The organism is Sorangium sp. So ce281 (assembly GCF_051527395.1).
In the GTDB taxonomy this organism is placed as follows: Bacteria; Myxococcota_A; Polyangia; order Polyangiales; family Polyangiaceae; genus Sorangium; species Sorangium cellulosum_B.
In genome coordinates this window covers 4878597-4893808 of the sequence record NZ_CP150322.1, presented here as the reverse complement: position 1 = coordinate 4893808, position 15212 = coordinate 4878597, and the positions used below count along the sequence as shown (strand labels likewise).

The 15212-nt window shown below is 72.3% G+C and carries 14 protein-coding genes; 1 reads left to right on the top strand and 13 read right to left on the bottom strand.

Annotation, left to right across the window (positions count from 1 at the left end; all coding sequences use genetic code 11):
* Positions 1-36 precede the first annotated feature (36 nt).
* Genes WMF27_RS18455 through WMF27_RS18445 form a run of 3 tightly spaced genes read right to left on the bottom strand, consistent with a single transcriptional unit; the run spans position 37 to position 2381 of the window.
* A complete protein-coding gene (locus WMF27_RS18455) occupies positions 37-711 on the bottom strand; it encodes a glutathione S-transferase family protein (RefSeq protein WP_437767566.1) in 675 nt (224 codons plus the stop codon).
* A gap of 42 nt (positions 712-753) precedes the next feature.
* Complete coding sequence (locus WMF27_RS18450; protein WP_437767567.1) at positions 754-1725, bottom strand: NAD-dependent epimerase/dehydratase family protein; 972 nt, start codon at positions 1723-1725, stop codon at positions 754-756.
* Positions 1722-2381, bottom strand: a complete 660-nt coding sequence (locus tag WMF27_RS18445) for a class I SAM-dependent methyltransferase (RefSeq protein WP_437767568.1) — start codon at positions 2379-2381, stop codon at positions 1722-1724. The genes WMF27_RS18450 and WMF27_RS18445 overlap by 4 nt, the downstream gene beginning before the upstream one ends.
* 415 nt (positions 2382-2796) lie before the next feature.
* On the opposite strand from WMF27_RS18445, the gene WMF27_RS18440 reads away from it, so the two are divergent.
* Positions 2797-5433: a S8 family serine peptidase gene (locus tag WMF27_RS18440; RefSeq protein WP_437767569.1), complete on the top strand. Its 2637-nt coding sequence runs from the start codon at positions 2797-2799 to the stop codon at positions 5431-5433.
* Positions 5434-5442: 9 nt separating this feature from the next.
* Here WMF27_RS18440 and WMF27_RS18435 read toward each other — a convergent pair whose 3' ends face one another.
* From WMF27_RS18435 to guaA, 10 genes are all read right to left on the bottom strand, one after another.
* Positions 5443-6036: an RtcB family protein gene (locus tag WMF27_RS18435; protein WP_437944361.1), complete on the bottom strand. Its 594-nt coding sequence runs from the start codon at positions 6034-6036 to the stop codon at positions 5443-5445.
* Between the two features lie 8 nt (positions 6037-6044).
* Positions 6045-6617, bottom strand: a complete 573-nt coding sequence (locus tag WMF27_RS18430) for a hypothetical protein (RefSeq protein WP_437767571.1) — start codon at positions 6615-6617, stop codon at positions 6045-6047.
* 213 nt (positions 6618-6830) lie between these two features.
* The gene (locus WMF27_RS18425; RefSeq protein ID WP_437767572.1) at positions 6831-8204 is read right to left on the bottom strand and encodes a 3-deoxy-7-phosphoheptulonate synthase class II; all 1374 of its coding nucleotides are present in this window, start codon (positions 8202-8204) and stop codon (positions 6831-6833) included.
* A gap of 152 nt (positions 8205-8356) precedes the next feature.
* Entirely contained in the window at positions 8357-9349 is a 993-nt protein-coding gene (locus tag WMF27_RS18420; protein ID WP_437944360.1) for a hypothetical protein, read from the bottom strand.
* Between the two features lie 67 nt (positions 9350-9416).
* Complete coding sequence (locus WMF27_RS18415) at positions 9417-11144, bottom strand: serine/threonine-protein kinase (protein WP_437767574.1); 1728 nt, start codon at positions 11142-11144, stop codon at positions 9417-9419.
* A gap of 317 nt (positions 11145-11461) precedes the next feature.
* Positions 11462-11632: a hypothetical protein gene (locus WMF27_RS18410; RefSeq protein ID WP_012236312.1), complete on the bottom strand. Its 171-nt coding sequence runs from the start codon at positions 11630-11632 to the stop codon at positions 11462-11464.
* Positions 11633-11867: 235 nt separating this feature from the next.
* Positions 11868-12710 carry an RNA polymerase sigma factor gene (locus WMF27_RS18405; protein WP_437767575.1) on the bottom strand — a complete coding sequence of 281 codons (843 nt, stop codon included), beginning with the start codon at positions 12708-12710 and terminating at the stop codon, positions 11868-11870.
* Positions 12707-13135 (bottom strand): hypothetical protein, encoded by a 429-nt coding sequence (locus WMF27_RS18400; RefSeq protein WP_437767576.1) that lies wholly within the window; start codon positions 13133-13135, stop codon positions 12707-12709. Before WMF27_RS18400 ends, WMF27_RS18405 begins: the two co-directional genes overlap by 4 nt.
* 162 nt (positions 13136-13297) lie before the next feature.
* Complete coding sequence (locus WMF27_RS18395) at positions 13298-13615, bottom strand: PEGA domain-containing protein (RefSeq protein WP_437300722.1); 318 nt, start codon at positions 13613-13615, stop codon at positions 13298-13300.
* 2 nt (positions 13616-13617) lie between these two features.
* On the bottom strand, positions 13618-15192 hold the full coding sequence (gene guaA / locus WMF27_RS18390) for a glutamine-hydrolyzing GMP synthase (protein ID WP_437767577.1): 1575 nt from the start codon (positions 15190-15192) through the stop codon (positions 13618-13620).
* Positions 15193-15212 lie beyond the last annotated feature (20 nt).

The following is a 15212-nucleotide window of genomic DNA, read 5'->3' as shown; positions in this document are numbered from 1 at the left end:
CTCGGCTCTACCTATCTGTTTACGTGTTATTACGTGTTACATGCCCACGACGCCGATGGCCTCGTACGCCTCGATGATGTGCGGCTCCTCCCTGGCCTTCGCGACCCACGCCTGCATCGCGGGCAGCGCGAGGATCGACGCCACGTAGCGCCGGGAGACGGCGTCGAGCGCGACGCCGTACGTGTCGAACCGCGTCGCGACCGGCGCGTACATGGCGTCCGCCACGCTGAAGCGCCCGAACAGGAACTCGCCTCCCTGGCCGAAGCGCGATCGGCAGTCGTTCCATACCTCCTGGACGCGCGCGATGTCCTCCGACGCCGCGTCGGTGATCGCCACGCCCTGGATCTTCCGCCGCACGTTCATCGGCAGCGCGGTGCGGAGCGCGGCGAAGCTGCTCGCCATCTCGGCGCTCACCGATCGGGCGACGGCGCGCGCGTCGCGCGCCTCCGGCCAGAGCTTCGCCGCGGGGAAGAGCTCCGCCGCGTACTCGGCGATCGCGAGCGACTCCCAGATCGTGAGCACCCCGTGCTGCAAGGCCGGCACCTTGCCCGACGGAGAGTAACGCTGGATCTGCAGCGTGCGCGTGCCGGGCGCCCCGAGAGGGATCACCACCTCTTCGAAATCGGCGCCAGCCTGCTTCAGGACGAGCCAGGCCCGCAGCGACCACGATGAATAGGTCCTGTTCCCGAGATAGAGGGTGAGCTCAGCCATGCGCGGAGTCTACCACCGCGGCCGACCCGCGCGGCGGCGCGCTCACTGCGCTCGTCGCGCCAGATCGCCGCCGAACACCTCGCTCGCCAGCGCCTCCACCGCCATCCGGACCGCCTCGTCGCTCGTGTGGCGCACCCGGAAGCCCAGCGCCGCCAGCTTGCCAGGATCCATCCGCGATCGCGGCACGTCGCCGGGCCAGCCGCGCTCGCCTCCCTGATACCGGATCACCGCGTCCGGATAGGGCGACGCCGCCACGCACAGCTCCGCGATGCGCGAGACGCTCGTCGCGTCCTCGGGCGCGAGGTTGTAGAGGTTGAGCCGCTCCCTGGCCTGGTCGAAGCCGAACAGGATCCCCTCCGCGCAGTCCCGGACATCGAGGTACGGCTTCGACTGGCGCCCGTCGCCGAGCACCTCGAGCTCCGTCCGCCGATCGCGCAGCTTCCTCAGGAAATCGAGCGCCGCGCCGTGCGTCCCGCGCGGCCCGACGACGTTGCCGAAGCGGTAGATCCACGCCGTGAGGCCGAAGCACTCGACGTAGGCGCTGATGAGCGCCTCGCCCGCGAGCTTGCTCGCGCCGTAGAGCGAGATGGGCAAGGCGCCGAGATCGCCCTCCGCGCACCGACGCGCGGTGTCGCCGTAGACCGTCCCGGAGGACGAGAAGATCAGCCGGTTGACGGCCGTCCGGCGCATCGCCTCGAGCACGTTGTACGTCGCGATGGTGCCCTGATCGAGGTCGAGCCGCGTCCGCGCGAGCCCCCAGCGCGCCTCGGGGTTCGCCGCGAGGTGCACGACGAGGTCGTGGCCCGCCATGGCCTCGGTGAGCCGCTCCAGATCGAGGACGTCGGCCTCGACGAGCGTCGCGCGCCCGGAGGCGAGGTGCGACGCCACGAACGCGCGGCGCCCGACGGAGAGGTTGTCGTAGATCGTCACGGGGCCGCGCTCGACCAGGCGATCGGTGAGGTGGCTCCCGATGAACCCGGCGCCGCCGACGACGAACGACCTGAGCTCCGTCACCGCGCGTCTCCCGCGATTCCCGCGATTCCCGCGGTTCCTGCGGCCAGGCGCTCGATCCGCGCCGCGACCTGGAGGCGATCCTGGGTCACGAGGCGGAACGGCAGATCGTGGATCCGGAGCGGCCACTCGAGGCCGGTGATGCGGCCACCCGCGCCGCGCACGAGCGCGACGAGCTCGCCCGGCGTGAAGTACGTGCCCCGCACCTCGACGCCGGGCGCGGCGTTGCCGGCGAGATCCATCCAGAGCAGCACGCGCTCCGAGACCGGGCCGAACCGGAAGTGATCCTTGAGCGCGACGACGCGCGACGCGACCCGGAGCGCCTCGGCGAGCAGCGCGCCGGGGCGCGCGGCGTGGTGCAGCACGTCGGAGAGGAGCACCGCCTCGAACGCCGCGTCGGGGAAGGGGAGGCGCTCGCCGTCGTAGCCGATGACCGGCAGCGCCGCCCCGGGGCGCGCCTTCACGTCCACGCCGACGACGCGGAGCGCCCCGACCAGGCGCGCGACCTCCAGCGCGACCGTGCCGTCGCCCGCGCCGACGTCGAGCAGCGACGCCGCAGGGCCCACCTGCGCGGCCAGCGCCCGCGCGACGCGGCCCACGCGCGGCACGTGGACAAGGCGATGGTGCAAGGAGAACAGGGCGCGCTCGAGGACCGTCATCGTGTATCCGAGCCCCGGCGCCGCCCGCGCCGGAGAGCCGCGCCACGCTAGCACTATTGCGGGAAGTCGGAGGGGGAAGCGGATCGCCATGACGTCAAGGGCGCCAAGAAACCAGGGAAAGGGGAGGAAAAAAATGCCGGGACGGCACGTCTTCTTCTCCCTTTCTCCCTTGGCGACCTTGGCGCCATGGCGGTTTTCCTGCCGATCCGGGGCAACTTCCCGCAGCAATGCTGGTCGAGCGCCCGAGGACCGGCGACGCGCGGGGTTACCGGTTACGCCCGACCCGAAAGGACGGCTGCTCTGAAACAACCACTCTTCCATGGTCTGCGACAATGACGGTCCATGGCGCGCGCCGCCCTCCGTTCTCGCACCGCTCACGCTTGACCGATTCGCGTCATCGAACATAGCTGAATCGATGATCGGAGCGCGTGGGAAGGGGCGAGTGATGTGCGGTGGTTGCCGGCTCGTTCTGGCATCTCTCTGGTTCGCCATTTCAGGGTGCAGCGGAGAGACGGGAGACAAGGAGGCAGGCAAGGACACTGTCCCTCCGGACGACCCGGAGCCAGGCGAAGCGACGTTCTCGCCGGAGGACGCCACGGAGCTCTGGTTCGTGGAGTTCGAGCGAGCGCCGGCCGCGAGGGGCAGCGGGGGCGCCCGCGTCAAGGGCCTTGTCGAGGAGGAGCGGGAGCTCTTCCGGCGAGCCGCCGCGGCCCGCGGGCTCCGGTACAAACAAAGATTCTCGTTCGAGGAGCTCTGGAACGGCCTCTCCGTCGTGGTCGCGCAGGAGAGCTCGGCTGCGCTCGTGGACATGCCCGGGGTCAAGGCCGTCTACCCCGTGGTGCCGGTGGAGCTCGACACCACGCGCGCCGCGCCGACGGCCGACCCGGACCTCGCCGTCGCAGGCGAGATGTCGGGCGCGGATATCGTGCGCCGAGAGCTCGGCGTGACCGGCGAGGACGTCCGCGTCGGCGTGATCGACAGCGGCATCGACTACCATCACCCCGACCTCGGAGGCTGCTTCGGCCCGGGCTGCCGCGTGGCGTTTGGCTACGATTTCGTCGGCGACGATTTCGTCGCCGGTGACGCGACCAAGCCGCCCGTGCCCGACGGAGAGCCGGACGATTGCCTGGGCCACGGCACGCACGTCGCCGGCATCATCGGGGCGAACGGGGTCGTGCAGGGCGTGGCCCCGGACGTGACCTTCGGCGCTTACCGCGTGTTCGGCTGCCGCGGCGGCTCGCGCGCCGACATCATCCTCAAGGCGATGGAGCGGGCTGCCAGCGACGGCATGCACGTCATCAACATCAGCATCGGAACGCCGTTCCAGTGGCCTGACTACCCGACGGCGACGGCGGCGAGCGCGCTCGTCGGGCGCGGCGTCGCGGTCGTCGCGTCGATCGGCAACAGCGGCGAGAAGGGGCTCTGGGCCGCGGGCGCGCCCGGCGTGGGCGAGGCGGTCATCGGCACCGCGTCCGTCGACAGCACGCGCGTCACCACCCTGTCGTTCACCGTCGCGCCGGGCAACGCCGTGATCGGCTACACCCGCGGCGCCGGGAGCCCGCCCGCGCCGCTCTCGGGGAGCGCCGCCCTCGCGCGCACGGGGACGACCACGAGCGCCCGCGACGCGTGCGCCGAGCTCCCCGCCGGCGGCCTCGCGGGCCAGATCGCGCTCGTCCGGCGCGGCGGCTGCTCGTTCCACCAGAAGGCCGCGCGCGCGCAGGCCGCGGGCGCCGTCGGCGTCCTGTTCTACAACGACCGGTCCGGGGCGATGAGCCCGTCCGTGGAGGGCGACCCTCCGATCACCATCCCGGTCGTGGGGATCGCGCAGGCCGACGGCGAGCTCCTCAACGCGCGCCTCGACGCCGGGCCCGTGACCCACAGCTGGACCGACCGGGCCGTGGCCGCGCGGAACAGCACCGCGGGCCTCGTCTCCCGCTTCAGCTCGCACGGCCTGAGCGCGGCGCTGTCCTTCAAGCCCGATCTCGCCGCGCCCGGCGGCACGATCTACTCGACGGTGCCGATCGAGCAAGGTTCGTACGACACGCTCAGCGGGACGTCGATGGCGGCGCCGCACGTGGCCGGGGCCGTCGCGCTCCTGCTCGCCGCGCGCCCGGAGCTGTCCGCGGCGCGCGTGCGCGACGTCCTCCAGAACACCGCGGTCCCCGCGCCGTGGAGCGGCGGTCCGGGCGCCGGCGTGCCGGAGAGCGCGCACCGGCAGGGCGCAGGGGTGATCCGCGTCGACCGGGCGATCCGCGCGACCACCGTGATCAGCCCCGGAAAGCTCTCGCTGGGAGAGAGCGAGGCCGGCCCCGCCGCGCGCACGCTGACGCTCGAGAACTCGAGCGGGCACGACGTCACCTACGACCTGTCGCACGCGCCCGCGGCGTGCGCGACAGGGGGCGACCACTGGGCGCCGGCGAGCGCCACGACCGGCGCCGCGCGCGTCGATTTCAGCGCCGCCAGCATCACGGTGCCCGCCGCCGGGAGCGCGACCGTCTCCGTCACCGTCACGGCGAGCGACGCGCTCGCGGAAGGCGGCCTGTTCGGCGGCTACCTCGTGTTCACGCCGCGGGGCGGCGCGGCCGACGGCCTGCTGCGGGTGCCGTATGCGGGCTTCAAGGGCGATTACCAGAGCCTGCCCCTCTTCAAGCCGTCGGGGTCCGGGGCTCCGTGGCTCGGCAAGCTGAGCGGGACGCGCCTGACCCAGCAGCCGCGCGGCGCGGCCTACACGCTGGCGTCGGACGACATGCCGTATGTGGTCGTCCACCTCGATCACGGCGCGGAGCTCCTGACGCTGGACATCGTCGACGCCGCCACGGCGAAGCCGTGGGGGCGCGCGCTGATGCTGTCCCACGTCGGTCAGAGCACGTCCGCGACGGCGGTCACGCGGTATGGATGGAAGGGCACGACGAAGCGCGACGGGAGGCTCACCGTCGTTCCGGACGGGGATTACCTGATCAAGCTCCGCGCGCTCCGGGCGCTCGGCGATCCGGACAACGAGGCGCACTGGGAGACGTGGACGTCGCCCGTCGTCACCCTCGACCGGCCGTGACGGGTCCGCTCACGGCGCCTTGTAGACGAGCACCGGCCAGAGCCGGCGGACGACGCGCACGAGGTCGCGCTGCGCCCGCATGACCGCGCCGATGTCCTTGTAGGCCGAGGGCGCCTCCTCGCGCAGCCGGTCGGCGAGGCGGTGATCGAACCACACGCCCTCGGCCTCGCGCAGCAGCTGCCGCGCGCCGATGCGGCGGCGCGCCTCGCCCCGCGGCAGCGCGCGCCCGGCGCCGTGCGCTGACGAGCCGAGCGCCTCGGGGTGGCCGCGCCCCTCGACATGGAAGCTCGGGCTCCCCATCGACCCGGGCACGACGCCGGGCTCCCCTTCGCGGAGCCCCATGGCGCCCTTGCGGTGCACCCACAGCGCGCGTCCGCCGTGCTCCTCGCGCCGGACGTGGTTGTGATCGATCTCGATGCGCGACGACGCGTCCGCGTCGACGCCGAACAGCTCGGCGAAGAGCGAGAGGGCCTCGGTGACCATCCGCGCGCGGCTCGCCCGCGCGTACCTCGCTGCCCAGGCTGCGTCATCGAGGTATGCGCGGGCGAGCCGCGCGCGCCCGCTCGTGGCCGGCGCGCGGCCGGCGGCCCGCGCCCGGCACACCGACGGGGCTACGTGGCCTGCTGGCGATGATGATGCGCCGGCGCCGCGCACTGGTACTTGGCGACCCTGGCGACGACGCGGAGCATCCGGCGCATGACGAGCCTCCCGAGCGGCGCCGTCAGCGCGTCCAGGAGGAACAGCCGCCGCCGCGTCCGCGTGTCGGTCGCGCGGACGCGCGCCTCGTACGCGAGCAGCGTCCGGCGCTGTCCGTAGGGCATCACGACGAAGCTCGCCGCCCCCTTGACGTGACCGGGGCAGTCGAACGACTTGAACTCGGCGGCGGTCCGCCTCGTGAACAGGCTCTCCACGCTGAACAGGCGCGCGATCGAGCCGATGACGATCTCGGATCCCTCCTTTTCGGCAAGCTTGGACTGGCCGTACTCCTCGATGTTCTGGAGCGACATCCGCGCGCGCGCCGGGAGCGGCGCGAGGCGGAGCCTGCGCCGGGCGCGCCGCACGGCGGCCAGGCGGAGCGCGAAGACCGCGCGCAGGAGGAGAGAGCGGCTCCTCGCGAAATCCACCCTCTTCAGCGTGGCGTACGTCACCTCCGGTGGCGCCATCACCACGATCGCGTGGTTCATGACGATATCGGCCTCAGGTAGGAAATGTTCGAGCAGCGTGGGGCTGGCGCCGGAGCGCTGCGGGCACGCGTGCGAGGCATCCGTCGCGGATTGCTCTCCGCCCTGTCGGCTCTCACCCTGTTCCGTCGAGATGGTCTGCATGGCGAACTACCCCCTGCGGGTTTTCATTGGGCAGCCTCGACGGAACGCCAGCAGGGGACTCCTGCTCTCGACTCAGCCCCTCGCGCGTCGGGAGGCCTCCGCCATGCGGTGGGCGATGCGGAACGCCATCTCGAGCGACTGGCGGTAGTTCAGCCTCGGATCGCACAGGCTGGCGTAGCGCTGGTCGAGATCGGACTCCGTGAGCCCCGCCCCGACGCACTCGGTGACATCGTCGCCCGTGAGCTCGAAGTGGACGCCGCCGAGGTGGGATCCCATGGATTCGTGCACCTCGAAGCTCGCCTCGATCTCGGTGAGGATATCCTCGAAATTCCGTGTCTTGATCCCGCTGGACGTCGTCTGGGTATTGCCGTGCATCGGGTCGGACATCCAGAGCACCTTGCGCCCCGCGGACCGCACCGCCTCGATGAGCGGCGGGAGCCCGTCGCGCACGCGGCCCGCGCCCATGCGCACGATGAGCATGATCTTGCCCGGCTCGTCCGCCGGGTTGAGCCGGTCGAGGAGGCGGATCACGTCATCGCGGAGCGTCTTCGGGCCGAGCTTGATGCCCAGCGGGTTCTCCACGCCGCTGAAGAACTCGACGTGCGCGCCGTCCGGCTGCCGCGTGCGCTCGCCGATCCACGGCAGGTGGGTCGTCAGGTCGTAGAAGCCGGGCCGGCGCGCGACCTTCCGCGTCTGCGCGGACTCGTAGTGCAGGTGGAGCCCTTCATGGCTCGTGAAGAACTCGACCCGCGAGAGCTCCCCGACCGGCACCTCCGCGAGCGCCTCCATGAACCGAAGGGCCTCCCCGACCTGCTCTGTCATCCGCTGGTATCGCTCGCGCAGCTCCCCGGGCAGATCCGCCCGCTCGAGGAAGCTCAGGTCCCAGTACTCCGGGTGGTGCAGATCGGCGAAGCCGCCCTCCGACAGGGAACGGATGAAATTCAGGGTGATCGCCGCGTGCTGGTATCCCGCGATCATCAGGTTTGGATCGGGGCGCCGGGCGGAGGCGTCGAAGGGAGCGCGATTGATGAGATCCCCGAAATAGCTGGGCAAGCTCACGCCGTCGCGCGTCTCGACGGGGCTGGAGCGCGGCTTGGCGTACTGCCCGGCGAAGCGCCCGAGGCGCACCACCGGCCGGCGGGCGCCGTGCACCAGCACGAGCGACATCTGGAGCAGGATCTTGAGCTTGTTCGTGACGATGTTCGGGCGGCAGTCGTCGAGCGTCTCCGCGCAGTCTCCCCCCTGGAGCACGAACCGGCGGCCGACCTGCGCTTCGGCCAGATAGCCTTTGAGTCGCTCGATCTCCCACGAGGTCACGAGCGGCGGCAGCGCCCGGAGCTTCTCGACGGCCACCTGGACGGCGTCGGGATCGTCATAGGGGAGCGGCGCAGCGTTGAACCGTTCACGCCATGAATCTGGCGACCAGGGTTGAGCAGGAACGTACATGAGTTGAGCCCTATTATGGCAAGGCTCCCACCTGCGCAACCCTCGGTCAACGTCACCGATTCGAGCGTGAGGTGATGGGCTCGCGGGCGCGGTCATCGGCTCGCGGGCGCGGTCATCGGCTCGCGGGCGCGGTCATCGGCTCGCGGGCGCGGTCATCGGCTCGCGGGCGCGTCGGCCGCCCGGGGCGATGGCCCGGTGCGCGCCTCGATCGCCTGGATCGCCGACTTGATCTCTCCCGCGATCGAGGCGCACGGCGCCGCGCACCGGCTCATGCCCAGAAAGCCGCAGCCCTTGCTCTTGCTGGTGACGAGCGGCGTGAGGACATCGACGGCGCGCCGATCGCCATCGGTCGTCGCGCGCGCCAGCAAGGCCTGCCTCGCCTTGCAGGAGGGCGCGATCCGGAGCTCTTGGGCGATGCGCAGCGCGGGCGTCGCCCGCCCCAGGACCGCCGCCTCCGCGAGCCGCTTCCCGGCGCGCTCCTTCAGCGCGGAGCTGCCCACCGCGAGCTCGTAGAGCAGATCCGCCCCGTGGCTCCCCATGCCGCTCGCCATCAGGTCGAGCGCGGCCGAGGCCACCTCGGGCGGTCCGCCGGCGGCGCTCGAGACGATGCGCTTCACGTCGTCGTCGGCCGTCGCCCCCGGATCGAGCTCCAGCAGCCGCTTCGCCGCGGCGAGCGCGGCGGCGTGGTAAGGCGGCGGCAGCGCGTGGCGCAGCATCAGCGCGCGGAAGATCACCGGGTCCTTCGGGTAGCGCGAGGCGAGCGCCTCCAGCGCGAGCACGCCGCCCGCGGTCGCCGTGGCGAGCTCGTCGGCGGGGACAGCATCGGAAGGTCGCGGCGCGGCCGGACGCCGGAGGCCGGAGCTCGACGGCGGCGCGCGCTCGGCGAGCGAGGCCGCCTCGAGCCGGGAGAGCGAGACGCCGTCGCGCAGCAGCGCCGCAGCGAACACGACCGCCACGAGCGCAGCCGCGCCCGTGACCAGCCAGCGCGCCGCGGGCGGCGTCCCCGCCAGCACGGAGGCGCGCGAGCCGGGGGCGTTGCCGCCTGCGCCGCCTGCGCCGAGCACGGTGGTCGTTCCCGCGTGTGTGCCAGGTCTGCCGGGAGTGCTGGCCTGGCTGGCGCTCGTTCCAGGTGCCTGCGCTGGCATGGCCCGCTCCCCTAACACACGCCCGGACAGCGGCCCATGGCGCGCGTCCGGCGGCTCGGCCGCGGGCTCATCGCCGCTGTCCTCGCCACTGGAACAGGGCGGCAGCGCCCGCGGCGAGCACGCTGACGAGGAAGAGCAGCGCGTCCCAGACCGGCCACGCGATGCCGATGGCGCGCTGCAGGAACACGGCCTCGACGAGCCGCACGAGCAGCGACGCGGACCCGTAGGTCACGAGGGCGAGCACGACGGGCGTCGTGAGCCGAGGGGCGAGCGCGCTCATCCGGGCGTCGTCCCGCCAGACACGCCGAAATACATAGAAGCCGCCGAGAAGCCCGACGCCGAACAGGGCGCACAGGATCCCGAGCGTGAGCAGGGTGGCGCCCTGGCCCGACAGCGCGGCGGCGTCGCCGCGCGCCGCGCGCGCGAAGCCGGCGAGGCAGCTGACGAGGCCCGCGCCGAGCCACCCGAGGCCGAGGCTCACCGCGAGGAAGACCATCTGGCGCGTCAGGTACGCCTCGGACGACGCCGAGCCGGGCAGGCCGAAGGCGTGCGAGAGCGCGTAAGGCCGCCCGAGCACGACGGACGCGCGCGCGAGCGACGCGCGGGCGCTGGGCGGCCCGGGCGAGGCCGCTTCCTCGTAGGGCGCGAGCTCGCTGGCGAGCTCGCCCATCGACGCGTGGCGCCCCTCTCTCTCCTTCGCCATGGCGCGCTGGACGACGGCCTCCAGGCCCGGCGGGATCTCCGGGTTCAGCGAGCGCAGCGGCGGCGGCTCCTCCGTCATGACCGCGAGGAGCACTGCCGTCGGGTCGCTGCGCTCGAAGGGGCGCCGCCCGGTGAGCGCGTGGTAGAGGACCGCCCCCACGGCATAGATGTCGGCCCGAGGGTCGATCTCGTCCCCCTTCGCCTGCTCCGGGGCCATGTACGCCGGCGTTCCGAGCACCATGCCGGTCCTCGTGAGCGTGGACGGCGCGGAGGTCTTCGAGATGCCGAAATCGAGGATCTTCACGGTCGGACACGCAGGGTCGCCCGTGAGGAAAATGTTCTCCGGCTTGATGTCCCGGTGCACGATGCCCGCTGCGTGCGCGGCCGCGATGCCGTCGCACACCTCGCGCGCGATCCGCACCGCGGCGCCGGCCGGAAGCCGCCCTCCCGACCCTGCGAGGAGCTCGTCGAGGCCCTTGCCGTCCAGGTACTCGGCGATGATGCACGGACGGCCGTCGCTCAGCCGGTTCACGTCGAAGATCTCGACGATGTGCGGGCTCCGGATCGACGCTGCGGCTTCGGCCTCGCGCTGGAACCGCGCGAGGACGGTGGGCTGCTGGGCGAGCTCGGGCTGGAGCGTCTTCAGCGCGAACCGCTTGCCCGGGATGCGGGTGTGGTGCGTCTCGTAGACGCGGCCCATGCCGCCCTCGCCGAGCAGGCGGATGACGCGGTACGCGCCCGCCACCGTGGTGCCGACGAGGGGGTCCGCCTCCGCCGGCTGCCCGTCCGCCGCGATCTCGGCAGGGCTCGCCGCGCTCCCCGTGGGAGGAGCGGGTGGACGGACCGTGTCGGCGGTCGCCTCGTGCGCGGCCGCTGCGGCGAGCCCCTTGGGGAGCGCAGCGGGGCGGACCGTCTCGGCGGCCAGCTCGTGCGCCGCCGCGCCCGACGCGGAGGGAAGGGGAGCCCCCGCGGGGGGAGGCGGAGGTGGAGGGCGAACCGTCTCCGCGGTCGTAGAGGTGACCGCAGCGGCGGCGGCCGCGGCCTGCGCTCCGCGCACGGCGGCAAGCGCAGCCTGCCGCTCCGTGTCGCTCATGACGCGGGTGGGTCCGTCGCCCTCCTCGCCCCCTGCAGAGCGAGACGAAGGCACGGCAGGAGTGCCCGAGCGACCGGGCGAAAAGCTCGAATCCGACACGCTCAGGGCCTCGCTCCCATGGATCCGGGTCGAACCTCACCAGAGGCGAGGATCGACGGGTCGTCGCCAACGCGCGGGCGAACACCGCGAAGCGACGCTACCACGGATCGCGCCGCGCGAGGGCGCCGACCTGCGGAACCGCGATCGGCACGTGTTGTCGAGGTGTTCGCGCGGCCGGGCTGGCAAGTGTCGCGCGGTGCGTAACGGTGGTCGGCCGGTCAGCTCGCGGGCTGCTCGACCTGGACGGGCTTCTGCTTGGCAGCCTTGCGCTGCTCCGCATCGAGCAGGCCGATCCGCGCCTTCTGGCAGCGCTTCAGGCGCTTCTTCTTGAGCGGGGTGGCGAGCCATTCGTGACGCAGACGGACATTCCACTTCGGAGTATTGGCCATGATCGTAGGACTTTCTCTGCGAGGGCGGCGGAGACTACACAAACGTGCGGGGGCGTCAAGCTGTCAGTGGGGTCGCCCGCTTCGTATTTTTCGCTCTCATCTTGCCGTCTGTGCTGTCTGCCGTCGCGTGGTCGCGTAGTCGCGTAGTCGCGTAGTCGCGTGGGTGTGTGCGGCGCCGTGTGTGTTGCGTTCTGTCCCTATCGTCCGTGCGTTGGTGGCGCTGGCTCGCTGGTCCTTACCACGGTGCCGGCGGGGCGGCCCTGGCAATGGCAGCGCGCTCGTCGATCCGCTGCTGGAGGCGGCGCCAGAGCGCGCGTGCAGCGGGCGCGGGGACGGGAGGGAACGCGCGCACGGCGTGGAGCATGGTTGCGGCGCTCGTGTGGAGGGGGCGCTCCGACGCGATGAGGGCGCACAGGGCGCTGCGGCGCTCGGCCGACTGACGCGCGACGGCGGCGCGGAAGTCCTCGCGGGCGAGGCGCAGGCGGGAGCGGACCGTGTTCTCGTTGAGCGAAAGCTCGCCGGCGATGTCGGCCACCGCGACGCCGAGGAGATCGTACATGACGAGGATCACGCGCCGCTCGGGCGCGATCTTCAGCAGCAGCGCCGTCACGATCTCGGCGCGGTCCGCGCCCGCGAGCGACTGCTCGGGCGTCGGCGCCGGGGCGCGCCCGTCGAACGGCCAGGACACGCCGGCCCCGGAGGGGATCTCGCGACGCCGGTGAGCGCGCGCGTGATAGTGGCTCGTCTTTCTCCAGGCGATGCCGAACAACCATCGATGCAGCGCCGCCTCGGGCGTGATGCGAAGGGGCGGCGGTCCCGCCGCGGCGAGCCCGCCCGCAGGGGCCGCGTGGAACCGCCATGGCTCGTAGCTGGCCAGGCCCCGATAGGCCGCGAGGAAGACCTCCTGGAGCATGTCGTCCAGATCGTTCACCGAGACACCCAGCCAGCGGAGCGCGTGGTGAAGGAACGGCAAGCCCACGGCATAGACCGTCTCGAACGATGGGCGCGCCGGCGCGGACGGCGGCGCGGACGGCGGCGCGGACGGCGGCGCGGACGGCGAGGTGCGCGGCGGCGTCATCCGGAGCCTCGTGGCGCCGGGAGCTCCGCGCCGGCGCAGGTGGGGTAGGGGCGCGGCGCAGGCCGTCCGGATGGCACGTCGAACGCCGGCGGCCGGAGCCAGCGCTCGACCGGCTCGAGCTCGACGAGCATGTCCAGGGAGGTCCGGAGAGAGAGGCGAAAGTCGTCGTCCTCGGCGACTCGAGCGCTGTGGAAGGCGACATAAAACAGCACGGTGCCCAGCTGCATCGCCCGCGGATCTCCCCGGCGTTGCAGGAAGCGATCGGCGAGATCGCACAGGGCATGAAACAGGCGGCCTCCCGGACGACGGCTCTCGGGGCCGCACACCTCGAGGGTGGCGCACCGGCGGGCGCGCCGAGCTGATTTGTTCGTGGAAGGCGCGCGCGTCTTCGTCACGCGCGCCTTCGGACTGCTCCGATTCGGCATGATGCGGTCCCCCGTAAAGTGGAGATCAGGATGGATGCCGCGTGCATCCACCACATGGATTACGGAGACCGCATGGAGATGATTTCGTCCTGTGCTCTCTCTCGTGCGCCCCGGTGAGGGGCGGCTGCGCCAGGGCCGACCGGTGCCAGCCCCGCGAGATCGTCAATCCGGCACGGGCGTGAGCTGCACCTGGAGGTGGATCGGCGGGGCGCCGCTCCTGGCCTCGACCAGGCGGTCCCAGGCGAAGTAGCCGGCCTTCTCCACGGTGATCCGGTGCGCGCCGGGCGGCAGCGCGACGCCGTGGGCGGCGACGTAAGCGAGCGCGCCGATGTACTGGTCGTCGATGGTGACCGACGCGTCGGGCACGTTCCCCTTCACCCGCAGCGAGACCGTCGCCGGAGCCCGCGCGACGCACGCCGACAGCCCGAGCATCAGGAGCGCCGCCGTGGCGCGCGTCCGCTTCGCGCTCGCGCTGGCCATCGTCACTCCCACTCGATCGTCGAGGGCGGCTTCGAGGACACGTCGAGCACCACGCGGTTCACGCCGCGCACCTCGTTGATGATGCGCGAGCTCACCCGGGCGATGAGGTCGTAGGGCAGCCGCGCCCAGTCGGCCGTCATCCCGTCGGTCGAGTGCACCGCGCGGAGCGCGATCGCCTCGTCGTAGGTGCGCTCGTCGCCCATCACGCCCACGGAGCGCACCGGGAGGAGCACGCAGAAGCTCTGCCAGAGCGACTCGTAGAGCCCGGCGGCGCGGATCTCCTGGTCGAAGATGTCGTCGGCCGCCCTGAGCACGCGGAGCTTCTCCGGCGTCACCTCGCCGAGGCACCGGACCGCGAGCCCCGGGCCGGGGAACGGCTGGCGGTACAGGATGTCCCGCGGCATGCCCATCGCCTCGCCGGCGGCCCGCACCTCGTCCTTGAAGAGCTCCCGCAGGGGCTCGATCAGGCCGAGGTTCATCCGCTCGGGCAGGCCGCCGACGTTGTGGTGGCTCTTGATGACGGCGCTCGGCCCCTTGAACGAGACGCTCTCGATCACGTCGGGGTAGAGCGTGCCCTGGACGAGCCACTTCGCGCCCTGGACCCGCTTCGCCTCCTCCTCGAACACCTCGATGAAGAGGCGGCCGATCACCTTGCGCTTCTGCTCGGGATCCACGACGCCGCGCAGCCCCTCGAGGAACCGCGCCGACGCGTCGACGGCGTCGAGGTTCATGTGGAAGTGGCCGCGGAAGGTCCGCTCGACGCTCTCCGCCTCGCCCTCGCGAAGCAGGCCGTTGTCGACGAAGATGCACGTCAGCCGGTCGCCGAGGGCGCGCTGGCACAGCACGGCGGCGACCGACGAGTCGACCCCGCCCGAGAGGCCCAGGATGACGCGGTCGCTCGGCCCGGCCTTCTCGCGGACCGCGGCGACCGCCTCCTCCACGAACGACGCGGGCGTCCAGGTCGGCGAGAGGCCGGCGACGTCGAACAGGAAGGACTGGAGGATCTCCTTGCCGCGCGGCGTGTGGACGACCTCGGGGTGGAACTGGAGACCGTAGAGCTTGTCGCGCTCGCGGGCGACGGCGCAGAGCGGGCTGCCGGTCGTGGTGCCGAGCGACACGAACCCCTCCGGCATCGCGGTGAGCCGATCGCCGTGGCTCATCCAGACGTCGAGGGAGTCGCCCTCGACGAAGCGCGAGAAGATGCCCGTCGGGCGCTCGACGCGCACCGCCGCGGGGCCGTACTCGCCCCCCGTGTGCGCGCGCTCGACCTTGCCGCCGAGGTGATACGCCATGAGCTGGAGCCCGTAGCAGATGCCCAGCGTCGGGACGCCGAGCTCCAGCACCTCCCGGGAACAGCGGGGAGCGTTGTCTCCGTACACGCTGGCGGGGCCGCCCGAGAGGATGAGCGCCCGCGGGGCGAGCCGGCGCAGCTCGGCGACGGGCACGTCGAAGCGGTGGATCTCGCAGTAGACGCCAGACTCGCGCACGCGCCGGGCGATGAGCTGCGTGTACTGAGAGCCGAAATCGAGGATGACGACGAAGTCCCGCCGGGGTGAGAGCATGGCTGCCGCTAGCATGGCGGGGCTGGATCCGCCAG

Bases quoted from the DNA above. Each gene is read 5' to 3' on its own strand.
- WMF27_RS18410 (WP_012236312.1), bottom strand. From the start codon at position 11,632: ATGGCCAATACTCCGAAGTGGAATGTCCGTCTGCGTCACGAATGGCTC.
- WMF27_RS18455 (WP_437767566.1), bottom strand. From the start codon at position 711: ATGGCTGAGCTCACCCTCTATCTCGGGAACAGGACCTATTCATCGTGG.
- WMF27_RS18440 (WP_437767569.1), top strand. From the start codon at position 2,797: ATGATCGGAGCGCGTGGGAAGGGGCGAGTGATGTGCGGTGGTTGCCGG.
- WMF27_RS18400 (WP_437767576.1), bottom strand. From the start codon at position 13,135: ATGCCGAATCGGAGCAGTCCGAAGGCGCGCGTGACGAAGACGCGCGCG.
- WMF27_RS18420 (WP_437944360.1), bottom strand. From the start codon at position 9,349: ATGCCAGCGCAGGCACCTGGAACGAGCGCCAGCCAGGCCAGCACTCCC.
- WMF27_RS18415 (WP_437767574.1), bottom strand. From the start codon at position 11,144: ATGAGCGACACGGAGCGGCAGGCTGCGCTTGCCGCCGTGCGCGGAGCG.
- WMF27_RS18405 (WP_437767575.1), bottom strand. From the start codon at position 12,710: ATGACGCCGCCGCGCACCTCGCCGTCCGCGCCGCCGTCCGCGCCGCCG.
- WMF27_RS18430 (WP_437767571.1), bottom strand. From the start codon at position 6,617: ATGAACCACGCGATCGTGGTGATGGCGCCACCGGAGGTGACGTACGCC.
- WMF27_RS18425 (WP_437767572.1), bottom strand. From the start codon at position 8,204: ATGTACGTTCCTGCTCAACCCTGGTCGCCAGATTCATGGCGTGAACGG.
- guaA (WP_437767577.1), bottom strand. From the start codon at position 15,192: ATGCTAGCGGCAGCCATGCTCTCACCCCGGCGGGACTTCGTCGTCATC.
- WMF27_RS18445 (WP_437767568.1), bottom strand. From the start codon at position 2,381: ATGACGGTCCTCGAGCGCGCCCTGTTCTCCTTGCACCATCGCCTTGTC.
- WMF27_RS18395 (WP_437300722.1), bottom strand. From the start codon at position 13,615: ATGGCCAGCGCGAGCGCGAAGCGGACGCGCGCCACGGCGGCGCTCCTG.